The 15,293-nt window shown below is 53.1% G+C and carries 17 protein-coding genes; 10 read left to right on the forward strand and 7 right to left on the reverse strand.

Features of this window, described 5'->3' with window-relative positions:
- Positions 1–40: 40 nt before the first annotated feature.
- The 4 genes from ACTJI9_RS03070 to dusA all read left to right on the forward strand — a co-directional run bounded on the left by ACTJI9_RS03070 (position 41) and on the right by dusA (position 3,609).
- On the forward strand, positions 41–748 hold the full coding sequence (locus ACTJI9_RS03070; RefSeq protein WP_115052711.1) for a DUF1045 domain-containing protein: 708 nt from the start codon (positions 41–43) through the stop codon (positions 746–748).
- Between the two features lies 1 nt (position 749).
- Positions 750–1,889, forward strand: coding sequence for an alpha-D-ribose 1-methylphosphonate 5-triphosphate diphosphatase (locus tag ACTJI9_RS03075; RefSeq protein WP_337354604.1), 1,140 nt, complete (start codon positions 750–752; stop codon positions 1,887–1,889).
- On the forward strand, positions 1,889–2,518 hold the full coding sequence (phnN, locus tag ACTJI9_RS03080) for a phosphonate metabolism protein/1,5-bisphosphokinase (PRPP-forming) PhnN (RefSeq protein WP_440805910.1): 630 nt from the start codon (positions 1,889–1,891) through the stop codon (positions 2,516–2,518). Before ACTJI9_RS03075 ends, phnN begins: the two co-directional genes overlap by 1 nt.
- A gap of 86 nt (positions 2,519–2,604) precedes the next feature.
- Complete coding sequence (gene dusA / locus ACTJI9_RS03085) at positions 2,605–3,609, forward strand: tRNA dihydrouridine(20/20a) synthase DusA (RefSeq protein WP_307285810.1); 1,005 nt, start codon at positions 2,605–2,607, stop codon at positions 3,607–3,609.
- On the opposite strand, the gene ACTJI9_RS03090 is transcribed toward dusA, so the two are convergent.
- The 3 genes from ACTJI9_RS03090 to ACTJI9_RS03100 are packed head-to-tail and all read right to left on the reverse strand — an operon-like array spanning position 3,606 to position 5,328.
- Positions 3,606–4,307: a TIGR02281 family clan AA aspartic protease gene (locus tag ACTJI9_RS03090; protein ID WP_440805913.1), complete on the reverse strand. Its 702-nt coding sequence runs from the start codon at positions 4,305–4,307 to the stop codon at positions 3,606–3,608. The genes dusA and ACTJI9_RS03090 overlap by 4 nt on opposite strands.
- A 1-nt stretch (position 4,308) precedes the next feature.
- A complete protein-coding gene (locus tag ACTJI9_RS03095) occupies positions 4,309–4,536 on the reverse strand; it encodes a DUF1289 domain-containing protein (RefSeq protein WP_307285806.1) in 228 nt (75 codons plus the stop codon).
- 18 nt (positions 4,537–4,554) lie between these two features.
- Complete coding sequence (locus ACTJI9_RS03100; RefSeq protein ID WP_440805916.1) at positions 4,555–5,328, reverse strand: adenosylcobinamide-GDP ribazoletransferase; 774 nt, start codon at positions 5,326–5,328, stop codon at positions 4,555–4,557.
- Positions 5,329–5,450: 122 nt separating this feature from the next.
- On the opposite strand from ACTJI9_RS03100, the gene cobT reads away from it, so the two are divergent.
- The gene (gene cobT, locus ACTJI9_RS03105; RefSeq protein WP_440806225.1) at positions 5,451–6,470 is read left to right on the forward strand and encodes a nicotinate-nucleotide--dimethylbenzimidazole phosphoribosyltransferase; all 1,020 of its coding nucleotides are present in this window, start codon (positions 5,451–5,453) and stop codon (positions 6,468–6,470) included.
- A 35-nt stretch (positions 6,471–6,505) separates the two neighbouring features.
- Here the strand turns inward: cobT and ACTJI9_RS03110 are convergent, their stop codons facing one another.
- On the reverse strand, positions 6,506–6,946 hold the full coding sequence (locus ACTJI9_RS03110; RefSeq protein WP_115052718.1) for a DoxX family protein: 441 nt from the start codon (positions 6,944–6,946) through the stop codon (positions 6,506–6,508).
- A gap of 90 nt (positions 6,947–7,036) precedes the next feature.
- On the reverse strand, positions 7,037–8,560 hold the full coding sequence (locus tag ACTJI9_RS03115; RefSeq protein ID WP_440805919.1) for a sensor histidine kinase: 1,524 nt from the start codon (positions 8,558–8,560) through the stop codon (positions 7,037–7,039).
- Between the two features lie 239 nt (positions 8,561–8,799).
- Here ACTJI9_RS03115 and ACTJI9_RS03120 point away from each other — a divergent pair, with 239 nt between their 5' ends.
- The 4 genes from ACTJI9_RS03120 to ACTJI9_RS03135 all read left to right on the forward strand — a co-directional run bounded on the left by ACTJI9_RS03120 (position 8,800) and on the right by ACTJI9_RS03135 (position 11,208).
- Positions 8,800–9,360, forward strand: coding sequence for a thermonuclease family protein (locus ACTJI9_RS03120; protein ID WP_440805921.1), 561 nt, complete (start codon positions 8,800–8,802; stop codon positions 9,358–9,360).
- Positions 9,357–9,968, forward strand: a complete 612-nt coding sequence (locus ACTJI9_RS03125) for a glutathione S-transferase (protein WP_354343955.1) — start codon at positions 9,357–9,359, stop codon at positions 9,966–9,968. The genes ACTJI9_RS03120 and ACTJI9_RS03125 overlap by 4 nt, the downstream gene beginning before the upstream one ends.
- Positions 9,969–9,983: 15 nt before the next feature.
- Positions 9,984–10,604: a uracil-DNA glycosylase family protein gene (locus tag ACTJI9_RS03130; protein WP_440805924.1), complete on the forward strand. Its 621-nt coding sequence runs from the start codon at positions 9,984–9,986 to the stop codon at positions 10,602–10,604.
- A gap of 109 nt (positions 10,605–10,713) precedes the next feature.
- The gene (locus ACTJI9_RS03135; RefSeq protein WP_115052723.1) at positions 10,714–11,208 is read left to right on the forward strand and encodes an Lrp/AsnC family transcriptional regulator; all 495 of its coding nucleotides are present in this window, start codon (positions 10,714–10,716) and stop codon (positions 11,206–11,208) included.
- 54 nt (positions 11,209–11,262) lie between these two features.
- On the opposite strand, the gene ACTJI9_RS03140 is transcribed toward ACTJI9_RS03135, so the two are convergent.
- Positions 11,263–12,132, reverse strand: coding sequence for an NAD(P)-dependent oxidoreductase (locus tag ACTJI9_RS03140; RefSeq protein ID WP_115052724.1), 870 nt, complete (start codon positions 12,130–12,132; stop codon positions 11,263–11,265).
- A gap of 58 nt (positions 12,133–12,190) precedes the next feature.
- Between ACTJI9_RS03140 and ACTJI9_RS03145 the strand changes: the two genes are divergently transcribed.
- Complete coding sequence (locus ACTJI9_RS03145; protein WP_440805928.1) at positions 12,191–14,644, forward strand: penicillin acylase family protein; 2,454 nt, start codon at positions 12,191–12,193, stop codon at positions 14,642–14,644.
- Between the two features lie 9 nt (positions 14,645–14,653).
- On the opposite strand, the gene ACTJI9_RS03150 is transcribed toward ACTJI9_RS03145, so the two are convergent.
- On the reverse strand, positions 14,654–15,274 hold the full coding sequence (locus ACTJI9_RS03150; RefSeq protein ID WP_115052726.1) for a glutathione S-transferase family protein: 621 nt from the start codon (positions 15,272–15,274) through the stop codon (positions 14,654–14,656).
- Between the last annotated feature and the right edge of the window lie 19 nt (positions 15,275–15,293).

A 15,293-nucleotide genomic window follows, 5' to 3' on the forward strand; every position in this document is an offset into this window, starting at 1 on the left:
TAATCGGAGCGTAACGCGACACTGCTCCGGAGGAATCAAAATGCGCTATGCGATTTATTTTACACCGCCTTCCAGCGATCCATTGTTGAAAGTGGCGGCTAACTGGCTTGGCCGAAATGCCTTTACCGGGCAGCCGGTGCGTCCGCCACAAATTCGCAACCTGGCGCATGAGGAAGTAACGAAGCTTACGGAATCCGCCCGGCGTTATGGGTTCCATGCAACGCTCAAGGCACCCTTTCATCTGGCCGAAGGGGTGGAGGAACGGGAGCTTCTGTCCGCCTTGATGCATTTTGCGTCCTCCATGCGACCGGTAGAGATTCCCAAGCTGAAGATTGCAAATCTTGACGGTTTCTTTGCTCTGGTTCCTGAAGAACCCGTGGCGAAGCTAAACCAGTTGGCCAATGATATTGTTGTTGCATTTGATCGTTTTCGCGCGCCGCCCAGCGTGGCGGAAATCGCAAGGCGAAATCCTGAGAAAATGAGTGTTTCGGAGCGGCGTAATCTTGAACAGTGGGGGTATCCTTATGTGTTCGATGATTTCCGTTTTCACATGACGCTTACCAATCCCGTTGCGGAGCAAGACCGGGAAAAGATCGCTCAAATGCTGAGCGAATTTCTGGAGCCTGTTCTCGAAGAGCCTGTTGAGATCAACAATATCGCATTGTTTATCGAGGCGGAGCCCGGTGCCCCATTCGAAGTACATTCCCTGCATCCCTTGGCAGGAACGAACATAAGAAAGACCGCTTGAAATGTCCGCCGAACTTGTATTGAACAACGCCAAAATCGTTCTGGAGAATGAAGTAATTCCCGGTTCCGTCCTTATCCGCGACGGAAAAATCGCCGATATTTCGAACACCTCCACATCGGGCGGGGAAGATTTCGAAGGCGACTATCTTATTCCTGGGCTGATTGAGCTGCACACGGACCATCTTGAAGGCCATTACATGCCGCGCCCCAAGGTCCGCTGGAATCCTATTGCTTCCGTTCTAGCCCATGATGCGCAGATTGCCACATCGGGTATCACCACCGTGCTCGATGCCTTGCGCGTCGGTATGGATGAAGATGCCGAAATGACGCCGCAGGAAATCCGTAAGCTGGCGGATGCAATAGAAGACAGTGTGCAGCAGGATCGCCTGCGCGCTGATCACTATTTTCATCTGCGCTGCGAGGTGTCGGCGGCTGACTGCCTGGATGGATTTGCATTTTTCGAAAATGACAACCGGGTTCGTCTCGCATCGCTCATGGATCACGCACCGGGTCAGAGGCAGTTTGTCAATCTTGAGACCTACGCAACCTACTACCAGCGTAAGCTGAAATTATCCGATGTTGAGTTTAATGCATTCTGCGAAAAGCGGATGGCGCAATCTGCGACGAATTCCGGTCCCAACCGCAAAGCTATTTCAGATTTTTGCCGTGACCACGGTATCGTTCTTGCCAGTCATGACGATGCGACGGGCGCGCATGTTGATGAGGCGGTCGAGCAGGGTATTCAGGTTGCCGAGTTTCCAACGACTCTTGAAGCCGCAGCTGCATCCAAACAGGCGGGTCTTTCAGTGCTGATGGGCGCGCCGAATGTTGTTCGCGGCGGTTCGCATTCGGGCAATGTTTCGGCGCGAGAGCTTGCCGAGCATGGATATCTGGATATCCTCTCGTCGGATTACATTCCGTTCAGCCTTATCCAATCGACATTCTTCATGAGCGAGACTGTCGATAATATTACGCTTCCCGAGGCTATCCAGCTTGTGACCAGAAATCCGGCCAAGGCTGTAGGGTTCGAAGATCGTGGTGTCATCGAGATTGGCAAGCGCGCGGATCTTGTTCGCGTTCGCGTCGATGAGCATATTCCGGTGGTGCGTACAGTATGGCGGGAAGGCCGAAGAGTGGTGTGATGACAGCTTCTGCTTCAATAGAGCGCTTGCTTGACCCTGCAGCTGACTACGTTCGAAATGGCGTATTTGTTGCGGTCGTCGGTCCAAGTGGTGCCGGTAAGGATACCATTATCGACTATGCTCGAATGGTGTTAAAAGATGAGCCGGGATTTCATTTTGTACGCCGCGTGGTAACTCGCCCATCGTCCGTCGATGCGGAGGATCATGATACGTTGAGTGAGGCGGAGTTCTCGAAGGCGTTGCAATCGGGTGCTTTTTCGCATCAGTGGGAAGCGCATGGCCTATGCTATGGTTTGCCTAAATCCGTCCATGATGAAATCCGGCTGGGAGTTGTCGCAATAGCAAATGTTTCGCGCGGTATCGTTCCGAAGCTTCGTGCGACCTACGCAAATTTTGCCGTAGTCCACATTACGGCTTCGCACGAGGTATTGGCTAAGCGGCTCGCGGCGCGAGGCAGGGAAAGTGCCGACGAAATTCAACGTCGCTTGATGCGGGCTGGTGCAAATCCTTGCGATCCTTTGGACGCCATCATGATTGACAATTCCGGGGACGTGGCAAAAGCCGGAGGCGAATTCGTTGCGCTGCTGAGAAAGATGGCGGTGAAAGCGGCAATCTCCGAACAGGTTTGAGCCACACAGCTGCTGGAGTGGACAATTGTGCCTCAGGATATTATGTGAAGGCATAACAACATATCCGAAACCAGACAGCGAAAAAAATGCCAGTTAGCAGTGCTTATGGCGCCAACCGCTTCGCGGTAGCGCCGATGATCGACTGGACAGACAGGCATTGCCGGACTCTGCATCGCCAGTTCACGCGCTATTCTCTGCTTTATACCGAGATGATCGTTGCCGATGCTGCCATCCACGGAGATCGGGAGCGGATACTGGGTTTTGCGAATGAGGAACAGCCGGTTGCGTTGCAACTGGGTGGCTCTGACGCTGCCAAGCTGGCGGAAGCTGCTCGCATTGGCGAGGCAATGGGATATGTGGAAATCAACCTGAACGTAGGCTGCCCTTCAGACCGGGTTCAATCGGGAACATTTGGCGCTTGCCTTATGAAAACGCCGGAGATCGTTGCGCAGGCCGTTCTTGCCATGAAGCGGGCGGTCGATGTCCCGGTTACCGTTAAGTGCCGCATTGGTGTCGATGATCAGGATACCGAGATAGCGTTGAACAATTTGGCGAAAGCCGTGTTCGACGCTGGTGCCGATGCTCTGTGGGTTCATGCCCGCAAGGCTTGGCTGAAGGGGCTTTCGCCAAAGGAAAACCGTGATATTCCGCCATTGGACTATGATCGCGTCTACCGGCTTAAGCAGCAATATGTGAATCAATTCATTGGGATAAACGGCGGTATTCAGACCATCAGCGAAGGCCTTCAGCATTTGAATCATGTTGATGGCGTGATGCTCGGCCGGGCTGTCTATCATAACCCGATGATGCTCGCTGAAGTTGATACTGCCATTTACGGCAATGAGAACGGCCCGGCGTCGATCGATGCCATTATTGATTATATGTGCCATTATGCGGATAGGCATATAGCGGCTGGCGGGCGATTGTCTCACATAGCGCGCCATATGGTCGGGCTGTTTCATGGCGCTGCCGGTGCGCGGCGCTGGCGGCAAATCTTGTCAACAGAAGCCAATCAGACAGGTGCGACCAGCAATGTCATACGCCGCGCCTATGCGGCTGTTCAGAATGCTGCCATCGAAAAAGCGGCCTAATCAGTCAGGACCAGCCGGTCCCCCCGAACTGAAAAAACACTGAGTGTGTTAAGAAAGTTCATGCCAAGCAAGCTGCCGTCCATACGGCCATCTTGCGTTACCATGGCGCGCATATTCCGCCGCTCGATATCGCCAATTTTTATACTGTCGATTGTGATGTTTGCAGCATTTGCAAGGCCGTTGGCCGTCATAACGGGCGTGCTGTAGTTAAGTTTATCCGGATCGATACCCGCTCTGCGTGCATCATCTGCCGAAAGCACGATGGACGACGCGCCGGTGTCAATCATGAAGGGTACGGTTTCGCCATTAACCTGTCCGCGCACTTCGAAGTGCCCGTTTTCTGCCTTGGCCAGCGTTACAGAAACCAGTCCGTCTCCATCCCGCGTGGAAATCGGGCTGCCGGGTATCAGGCCCGCGGTAATACGATGGCCAACATCCTGCAATTCATAGCGATATTGGTATCCGGTCACGAGGGTGAGAATAATAACGATCCATACGGCGAGGTTGCGCAGGGAATGGCTGAGCGGAATTCCCGAACCCAATAGCGCAGACCCGACAACAACGCCCAATATGCCAAAATAGGCCAGGCGCGCGAATGAATCATTGGCAATGCCGAATGTCGAACCAGCATCATTGTTTGTTACCAGTAGCAACAGGACAATGCCGATAAGAGCGATGGCGATCCAAAACACACGCATTCTATTGCTCCTGCTTTTCCCGCGCCATGCGAGTGCGACGGGTTTCCCGGCGCGGGCGCCGTTCCAGCGTCGCGAGGCGGGCGGGGAGCGTGGCCATGATGGAGTGGCGATTATCCGCAGACATCATGATCCATCCGGCGATTTCATCGCGTGTGCGTCCACAACCGAAACAATAGCCGGTCTTTATGTCGATCGCGCATACGAGAATGCAGGGTGACTCAATACTCATACAGCAAATCTGGTGTGATTAGAGGGCAATGACAAGCCCAAGCTGCAGCGTAATTGCAGTCAATTGCTGTATGGCTCCCAGCGTATCGCCGGTTTGCCCGCCAATTTTATCCCGGCACAGTCTGCTGAACCCGAAAAATACCAGAGTAGTTAAAGTGGCAGCAAGGGTAATCGCCAAAAGCCCGCCAGCAATACCGAATGTGATGACCCCGATAATGGCGGCAGAAATGAGCGCGAAATTGGCTGCTGATGCATCGGGTATTCCGGCTCTGTCAGCAACGCCACCATTTCGCGCCGAGGGCAGGGTTTGCCAGAATTTTACCAATAATCCTCGGCTGGTAGCTTCCGTTCCGATCACGATAAGAACGACTTGAAACAGACTGACTTCATCAATGATGGTTGCAAGTAGCGCTATCCGCAGCAAGATCATCAGAATCAGTGCCAATGTGCCATAGGAACCGTTGGTGGAGTTTTTCATGATCTCCAGACGGCGTTCCGCCGTCGCGCCGCCAAAAAAGCCATCAGCCACATCTGCCAAGCCGTCTTCATGCAGTGCGCCGGTGGTCACGATCAGCGCCGTAACAGCAAGGATTGCGCCAATACTCTCTGGAAGGTCAAAGGCATTGCAAATCAGAATGATTATTACGGCAGGCAAAGACAGAACGACTCCAGCCAAGGGAAACCCGCGCACACTGTCTGCCAGCTTCCCGCTAAATCTATCGAACCAGCTTGACGCGACGCTTATGCGAGAAAGAAATGCCAGCGAGCGCATCATATCTGTGATCAGGTCCATGTTGCACACCTTGGTTGACAGGTCGCGACACTCTGCGCCGAACGTTGACCTTTGCGTTTTCCCATACAGCGCTTATAGGACGGGTAAATCTGATTTGCCATGAAGAGTTGACCGCAAGGAACATCATGACCACTGGCCTGCCATTTGACGACTTCCGCACCCTTATCGAAACTTTGCCTGGCCCGGATGACGCGGCTGTTGCAGTCGTTCGCAAACGCGACTCCATGTTGACCAAACCGCCGGGCGCGCTGGGGCGTCTTGAAGAAATTGTTGAGTGGCTTGCAGCATGGACAGGAAGGTCGCAGCCGCAGGTGACGCGGCCATTGGTTGCTGTTTTTGCCGGAAATCACGGTGTTACCGCAAAAGGCGTTTCACCATATCCATCGTCTGTAACGGCCCAAATGGTTGAAAATTTTGCTGCTGGCGGCGCTGCTATCAACCAGATTTGCATTGCCAATGATCTCGGCTTGAAAATCTTTGATCTAGCGCTGGAATATCCAACCGCCGATATCACTGAAGATGCCGCGATGGACGAAAAGACCTGCGCCGCAACCATGGCATTCGGCATGGAATCGATTGCAGGCGGTACTGATCTGCTTTGCATTGGCGAAATGGGAATTGGTAACACTACAATCGCTGCCGCGATTTTCCATGCGCTTTATGGCGGGGCGGCGGAAGATTGGGTTGGTCCGGGCACCGGGTCCGACAGGGAGGGAATGAAGCGCAAAGCCGATGCCGTACGTGCTGCGGTCGCTTTGCATGGATCGCATCTCAAGGATCCGCTGGAGGTGTTGCGCCGTCTTGGCGGTCGTGAAGTGGCGGCCATGGTGGGCGCGATCCTGGCGACGCGCGTTGAGAAAATACCGGTCATTATTGATGGCTATGTAGCCACCGCTGCGGCTGCAATTCTACATGCCGCCAATCCCGAGGCGATTGATCATTGCCTGATCGGCCATGTGTCGGCCGAGCCTGGCCATCACAAGGTGCTTGAGCGGCTTGGGAAGAAGCCGCTTCTCGATCTGGGCATGAGATTGGGTGAGGGCACAGGTGCTGCGCTAGCGGCAGGAATCGTCAAGGCTGCAGCGCTTTGCCATAGTGGCATGGCGACATTTGAGCAGGCAGGCATCAGCAATCGCGATTAATTGATGGAAAAGGCCCGCCGAAACGGGCCTTTCAATCAGAACTCTTTGCCGATCTTGGCGTCGACCGAATGAGCGTTGGCGCCACGGAAGAGGAAAAACAACAGGACGAATGTCCAGAGAATGGATTTTTCCGCGCCAAAGAATCCTTGTCCGGCAGTAACCCAATGGAAATAGACGGTTACGATCAAAACGATGGTCGTTGCAAAAGCTGCCGGACGGGTAAACAAGCCGAGAACCAGCAGAATACCGCCGAAAAATTCCGTTATCGCCAAGAGCGGCGACCAGAAGACACCGGGATAAAAGCCGAGGCTTTCGACCATTTCGACAGAGCCGAATGGAGCGGCGATCTTGCCTGAGCCGTGAACGACGAGCAAAGCGCCAGCCGTTACACGCAACAGCGTTTCGGCGAGCGTGCCGAAATTTGAATAGATTGAGCCTAGAGCTGGTATGAAAAGTGGGCGGTTATTGACGGCCATTAATTTCGGGTCCCCGAATTGTTGCAATGCAGCAAGCAATGCAGGCCCGCTAACCCACTATCAAATAACAATAAGTTGAAGTGGAGTCTTCTAGGCAGCTTTTTGGGACTGTGACGAAGACTTGTTCTTCCCGGCAGATGTGGCGATGCGGCTTCGTGGAAAAGTTGCGAGCGCTTCGGTTCCCTCGCGAAGCTTGGAGAAGAGATGGAACTCGCCATCATGGACGTGAACCAACGCTTGAACGATGGGTAGTCCAAGGCCTGTTCCCTGCTCGGCAGTCTTTATGGCAATCGATCCCTGCCCAAAAGCGGACAAGACAATGGGAATTTCATCGGCGGGTATGCCCGGCCCGGTGTCGCGAACTGAAAGATATTGACCGCCGCCGGCGGTCCAGCCGATCTTCACGTAGACCTTTCCTTTTGACGGCGTAAACTTGACTGCGTTAGCCATGAGATTGAGCAGTATTTGCCGCAAGGAGCGTTCGTCGCCCATCATGGGGAGCATGCCGGATTCGAATTGTGCAATGAGCGTAATTTCCTTGTTACGCGCTTTCAAAGACATCATGCGAATGCACTCATCGGCAATTTCTGTCAGCATTACCGCATCTTCACTGAGTGTGTGACGACCTGCTTCAACGCGGCTTAAATCCAAAATCTCATTGATAAGATTGAGAAGGTGTTCACCTGAAGCGTGAATATCGCTGGCATATTCCCGGTATGTGGCGTTTTCGATCGGTCCCAATACTTCCCTGACCATGACTTCCGAAAAGCCAAGTATTGCATTGAGCGGCGTGCGGAGTTCGTGACTCATTGAGGCAAGGAAGCGTGATTTTGCAAGATTTGCCTCCTCTGCGCGCCGTCTTCCTTCGTCAGACATGGCATTGGCAGTTTCAAGTTCGGCGATCAGTGCATCTTTTTCCGCCTGAAGTGCCAAAGTGAGAACAACTGAATAATTGAGGCGCGTGGCAACCAGATAGAAAAACGTCAGGCCCGCCAGCAGCATTACAACCATTGTCGCCTGAGCAGGATCGCCAAGACTATCCGATACGGCGCTTATATAGGCGAGGATAGGGAGGGTAAATGCAATCGGTACAGCCAAGCGCAGAGCGGAAGAAAACACGGCGGTAATCGCCATTGCGAGAATGAGAACCACCGCTTTGATAATCGAAAACTGGCTGATGCCGCAGACTTCGCATTGGAGGAATATGAAATATGTCCAGCCAATGCCCGTCACAAAGTGGCCAAGCAGATAGACAAGATGCCATTGGTGAATGTGACCGTCGCTAATGCTGGTTCTATTGATCTGGCGTGCAAGCAAGCCAAGCAGAGCATAAAGGCAAATGCTGAAGCACGCCCAGATAATCATTTGCTGGCCGAACCCGGCAAAAATGCTGGTTACGGTGACGATGGCGATAAGCAAGGGAATAGTGGCGGCGTTGATGATCAACGCGCGCGTGTGTATGAACAGCAATTCCCGCTCGAAATGCTCTGTTTTTGGCCGCTGCATGAGGCGTTCCCGGGCGCTGCGAACAACCACAGACATATCGCGGTTGCGCGGCTGCTTGCGCCGGTCAACTATGTTCTTGTCTGCATGGCTTGCGTCTAGTAGTGCCATAAGCCTCATTCCCGGTGATAAACCGTCCAGTGGCTGCATTGCACCGCAAGCCCGTTCATAAATGATTAAAGCGGCGTAGATTGCGGTAAGAAAGCGAATCTATTCTTGGCGATAAAGGTAAGTATGAAACAACTTTATCAAGCGGGCAGGCCGTGAGAGGGCGGTTTCGCACCTCTCGACGATGGTCTGTAAACCGAACGGCGCCACGCTCGGCCATTCGCAAATTTTTCGATATCTGCTTGACGCTTATTTTCTTCGGATTGGTAGCGTTGCTCATAGCGCGCATTGATCAAAGACCACCGGCCATTGACCTTTCCGGTAACGCCTACGTGATTGACGGAGATACGCTGATAATCTCGAAACAGCATATTCGGCTAAAGGGTATCGACGCTCCGGAGCTTGATCAAACCTGCGGCAGGCAGCCATCGCTACGCAATTGCGGGCAGATCGCCCGGCAAGCTCTGCAAAAGCTCGTTGCCAGGACGGACGTGCGTTGTGAGGGACAGGGGCGCGACAAGTTTGATCGCTTTCTGGCAACCTGTTTTGCTGGCCAAATTAACGTCAACCGTATTATGGTCGAAACGGGCCAGGCTATAGCCTATGGCGATTATCGCGATGCGGAATTGCTCGCTCGTGAACGCAGGGTTGGCATATGGGTCGACGCATTTGAAACACCACAGGATTGGCGCAGAACGCATGATGGTGTTACCGAAACATCGCCACCTGAGCGAAACGTAGTCGCCGAAGCGATTGATACGGTCGTCGCGTGGGTTGTTGGATTATTGGGAGGTATCTGGTGAAATTATATGATGGAGGTCGCGCGCCCAACCCGAGACGCACGCGCATATTTCTGGCCGAAAAAGGACTGAATATACCGCTTGTGCCGATCGATATGGGAGCATTGGGGCATCGTTCGAATGAAATAGAATCGCTCAACCCTTTGCAAAGGTTGCCAATTCTCGAACTTGATAACGGCACCGTCATTACCGAATCCGTTGCGATCTGCCGGTATTTTGAAGAATTGCACCCGGAACCGCCCCTGTTTGGCGAAGGCGCACTGGGCAAAGCACGTGTCGAAATGTGGAATCGCCGCGTTGAACTGAATTTTTTTGGGCCAGTCTCGGCGGCCTTTCGGCACACGCACCCGGCTATGGCGGAATGGGAAGTCCCGCAAATTCCGGAATGGGGTGAGGCAAATCGGCCCAAAGCCGTGAAGTTCATGGCTTTGCTGGATGAGCAATTGGCAACCAATACATTTATCGCCGGAGAACATTTTTCAATTGCCGATATAACATTGCTTGTCAGTGTCGATTTTCTGAAACCCGCCAAGATAACCATGCCTGACGAGTTCCAGAACTTGAAACGCTGGCATGAGGCGGTTTCCGGTCGTCCGAGCGCCAAGGCCTGATATTGGATGCTCGCGGTGGGTTCCATTGGTTTGGATGATCTGAGTGCGGCGATAAAGGCTTGCCGGATTTGCCGCGACAATCCGCAATATGGTTTGCCTTTGCCGCATGAACCAAACCCGGTTTGTGTGCCGTCGCCCGTCGCGCGCATTATGATCTGCGGGCAGGCTCCCGGTATTCGTGTTCATAATACCGGTGTTCCATTCAACGACCCATCCGGCGTGCGGTTACGTCAGTGGCTAGGCGTTGACGCTGAAACTTTTTATGACCCGCATAAATTTGCCATTGTTCCGATGGGATTTTGCTTTCCCGGCTATGATGCGCAGGGCGGGGATTTGCCTCCCCGGCGGGAATGCCGCCAAGTCTGGCACGACCGGCTTTTTGCGGCCATGCCGCAAGTGAAATTGATCCTCACCATTGGACAATATGCGCAGGCCTATCATCTCGGTTCGCGCCGCAAATCCAGCATGACCGATACGGTGCGCAATTGGCGCGAATATTTTAACGATCACACAATTCCTGCAATCCTGCCTTTGCCTCATCCATCATGGCGCAACAGTGGTTGGTTGAAAAAGAATCCCTGGTTCGCACAAGATGTTCTGCCCGTGCTTCAGCAGACGGTTCAGAATCTAATTTGATCCATTTTCGGATGAAATTTTTTTACAATTGAAAAAGATTGGAATAATTTTCTTGTACGACGGCCGTTAATCAGCTCATAAAGTATCCCATTCCAAGGGGTAAGCAAACATGGACAGACTCGATAGAAAAATACTTCGCCTTCTTCAGGAGGATGCCACGCTGGCAGTGGCGGATGTTGCCAAGAAAGTTGGACTATCGACGACACCTTGCTGGCGGCGTATCCAGAAGCTTGAAGAAGATGGCGTGATCCAGCGCCGGGTCGCTATTCTTGATCCGGTCCGGGTGAACACGCGGGTGACGGTATTCGTTTCCATCCGTACGGGCGCGCACAATAATGAATGGCTCAAGCGCTTTTCAGAAGTGGTGCAGGAGTTTCCCGAGGTGGTCGAATTCTATCGCATGAGCGGCGATGTCGACTATCTGCTGCGTGTAGTGGTGCCGGACATTGCGGCCTATGATGCCGTCTATAAGCGCCTGATCAGCAAGATCGACATTCGGGATGTATCGTCTGCCTTCGCCATGGAGCAGATCAAATACACCACCGAATTGCCGCTGGACTATATGAGGATCGAAGGCCTCAACGAAAACCGGGAAGGAATTTAGAGCGGTTGCCGGCCATACTGGACCCAAAACCGATCCAACCCAAGCGCGGCTGGCTTACTTTTCCAGTCGCGCGAGCAGGGATGACGTGTCCCAGCGATTTCCGCCCATCACCTGAACATCCTTGTAAAATTGATCGACAAGCGCCGTAACCGGTAATTTCGCCTGGTTGCGGTCCGCCTCTGCAAGGCAGATGCCCAAGTCTTTGCGCATCCAATCAACGGCAAAGCCAAAATCATATTTACCGGCATTCATGGTCTTGTGCCGGTTTTCCATCTGCCAGGAGCCTGCGGCACCCTTGGAAATGACTTCGATGACTTTTTCGATATCAAGTCCTGCCTTCTTGCCAAAGTGGATACCCTCGGCCAGTCCCTGAACTAAACCGGCAATGCAAATCTGGTTGATCATCTTGGTCAATTGGCCTGCACCGGCATCGCCCATCAATCCGACCATTTTCGCGTAAGATTCGATGACTGGCTTGGCTTTTTCAAAAGCTGCCGCTTCGCCGCCTACCATGACGGTAAGCGCGCCGTTTTCGGCACCCGCCTGTCCTCCTGAAACGGGCGCATCCAGAAAATGGAACCCGCGCTTTATCGCTTCTGCGCTGAGCTCGCGAGCGACTTCTGCCGATGCAGTGGTGTTATCAATAAAAATCGCGCCCTTTTTCATGGAGTGAAAAGCGCCATTCTCGCCAGTCGTTACCGAGCGCAGATCATCATCGTTTCCGACACAGCAAAAGACAAAATCCTTGCCCTCTGCCGCCTTTTGAGGCGTGTCGGCATGTGATCCGGAAAACTGTTCCGCCCACTTTGCGGCCTTTTCCCCAGAGCGATTGAAGACTGTCACGTCATGACCGCCCCGGGTCTTCAAATGCCCAGCCATCGGGTAACCCATGACGCCCAGACCAATAAATGCAACACTTGCCATTCAGTAATTTCCTCTGTCTTATGGCCTTCAATCAGGTCGATTTGCGGAGGTTAGAATATTGCGGCGCATCATCAAAGGCCTGCTTTGGATTGTTTTTTCACTTATACCTCTCGCTCTTCTCGCTTTTATCTTCGCTTATGTCTGGCTCGCAGGTTCGGTAGCACCGGCAACCGGTGAAACAAGCATTGCGGGACTGTCCGGTCCCGTCACCATCACCCGCGATAAACATGCTGTGCCCCATATCACCGGCTCCTCGGTTGAGGACGTTTTCAGCGCGCTCGGGTTTGTGCATGCGCAGGAGCGCCTATGGCAAATGGACGTCACCCGCATGGCAGGGCGAGGCCGCCTATCAGAGCTTTTCGGGGATAAGACCATTGCGACGGACGTCTTCATTCGCACACTTGGTCTTTATGAAGCCGCGCAAAGCTCGGCGGATTCACTGGCACCAGCCGATCGCGCGAAGGTGGACGCCTATGTGCGCGGTATCAATGCATTCATAGATAGTTCAGGGCCTTCTTTCGGGTCGAAATATTCGCCGGAATTCGTCATCCTCCAGCATTTCCCTGAACAATGGACAGCCGCAGATGTCATTGTAACGCTGAAACTGATGTCGGTTACGCTTGCGGCCAATATTGATGACGAGGTGCTGCGACTGAAATTTGCCCGTCTCGGAATGAATGAGCAAGAAATTGTGGATCTCTTGCCTCCTGTCGAAGGGGATACGCCGCCTCCATTGCCAAATTTGCAGCAATTGCTTGGTCTGCCTACAGGAACGATCAAGACGGGCGCGATTGAGGCGGAGAAACAATTTGCTGCGCTGAGCGATATCATGTCCACCGGAGCATCCAACAATTGGGTGGTTGGCGGAGCACGTACTGCCACTGGCAAGCCAATCCTGACCAATGATCCGCATCTTGGTTTGACCGCACCCGCGATCTGGTATCTCGCGCATCTTCAGGTGAAGCAGCCGAATGGAACAGCGAAAAATCTTGTTGGTGTCACGCTTCCCGGCGCACCGCTGGTTCTGCTTGGCCGTAACGACAAGGTTGCCTGGGGTTTCACCAATACAGGATCGGACGTTCAGGATATTTTCATCGAAAAGATCAATCCAGCCAATCCGGATCAGTATCAGGCTCCCGAAGGTTTTCGACCATTTGAGAAGAAGAGGGTGGAGATTCGCGTTAAAGGCAGTGAAACCGTCAGTTTCGATCGCCGTAGCACACGCCACGGGCCAGTTCTTCCGCCGGAATATCGCGGCCTTCAACACTATCTGGATGAGGGAACGGTTGCATCGCTTTCGTGGACTGTGCTTGCGGGGGACGATAAAACAATCGCTGCCGGATTGAAGCTTTGGGATTTCGCAAGCGTATCGGATTTCCAAAATGGCATGGCTGATTATGTTACGCCTATGCAGTCGATGGTCATCGCCGATGTTGACGGCAATATCGGTATGATCGCGCCGGGCAGAATTCCTGTCCGCGACCCTGCTAACCAGATTATGGGGCGTGCGCCGTCTCCCGGTTGGGATGCCGTTTACGACTGGAAAGGGTATATTCCCTATGAGGAATTGCCGCGCGCCTATAATCCAGCGGATAATGTTCTGGCCACTGCCAATACCAAGATGGTTGATGCCAACTATCCGCACTTCCTGACCTTTGACTGGGATGAACCATGGCGCTTGGAGCGGATCAAATCATTGATCTATAACGCCAATCAACAAACGCTGGAAACAAACCGGATAGTGCAGGGCGATGTCTATGCAGGCGCCTATGCTGTTCTGACTCCTGCCATGCTCAAACTTGTTGAAGGCCGCGATGATGTTGATCTGACGGCGATAAAACAATTGAAAGAATGGGACTTCATCGAGGATCGTGCGCGCACCGAGCCGCTACTGTTCAATGCGTGGCTGCGGTTTGCGACGAAACGCATCCTTGAGGACGATCTGGGCGACGCTTTCCCGTCCTATTGGCAGGGCCGCGTCGATGCCATGATGCGTTGGCTTGGACAAAATCCGGGACGTGATTGGTGTGACAATGGACGCACGCCCGAGAAAGAGAGTTGCGGCGACGTGCTGGCGCTTTCACTTGGCGACGCGCTGAAGGATATTGAAACGCGGCTTGGCAGTGATCGTGCAAAATGGAACTGGGGTGCATTGCATTATGCCTATAGTGCCCACCGCCCCTTTGCTCAGGTCAGTCCACTCGACAAATTATTCAATGTTACCGTGCCTGCTTCGGGGGGCGCTTATACGTTGGATCGGGGCAAATCGACGTTCACCGATGAGAGCAATCCTTACCGCGCGACCCATGGGTCGAGTTATCGCGGATTATTTGATCTCTCAGATCTCAACCAGTCCACCTATATCCAGACCACTGGTCAGTCGGGCAATGTTTTCTCGTCCAACTATCGTGATTTTGCGGAGAGATGGTCGAATATCGAAGCAATTACGATTTCGACGGATGAAGCCATTTATCAGGATGGTTTGCAGGGGATCTGGCGTTTGAACCCGTAATGACGCTCCTCAAGTGAGGGGAGTCATTACCGATTTCTGATAGGCGGGGCGGGTTTTTAGCCGCTCATACCAACTCTTCAGATGTGGCAGTTCTGGACGATCAATCGGCATTTCAAACCAGGCATAGGCGAAGCAGCCGAGCGGAATATCGCCGATGCCGAACTTTGAGCCCGACAGATAGGGTTGTGATGCCAGAGCATCATCGACCATCGCAAATAATTTGCTACAGTTTTGAAAACCGGTTTCCTTGGCCGCAAGATCCTGCTTGTCTGGCGCCAAGCGTACGACATTCCAGAACAGATCACGGAACGGAAGCGCAAGCGAGGATGTTGTCCAATCCATCCAGCGTTCTGCTTTTGCGCGTTGTCCCGCATCGGCAATAAAAAGCTCCGAAACGCCATATTGAGCGGCCAGATAACGGACAATCGTATTGCTTTCCCAAAGGATCAGGTCGCCATCCTCTAGTGTCGGCACAAGTCCATTCGGATTTTTGGCACGATATTCCGGATCACTGACTATGCCAAATGCGCCGCCAGCAGCGATATTTTCATAGGGAGCGCCTGCTTCTTCGGCAGCCCACAGGACTTTCTTGACGTTGGTCGAATTTGTTCGACCCCAGATTTTGAGCATGAGATTCTCTTTGTGATCG

The sequence above is a fragment of the Phyllobacterium sp. 22552 genome, from assembly GCF_052044585.1.
GTDB classification, from domain to species: Bacteria; Pseudomonadota; Alphaproteobacteria; order Rhizobiales; family Rhizobiaceae; genus Phyllobacterium; species Phyllobacterium ifriqiyense.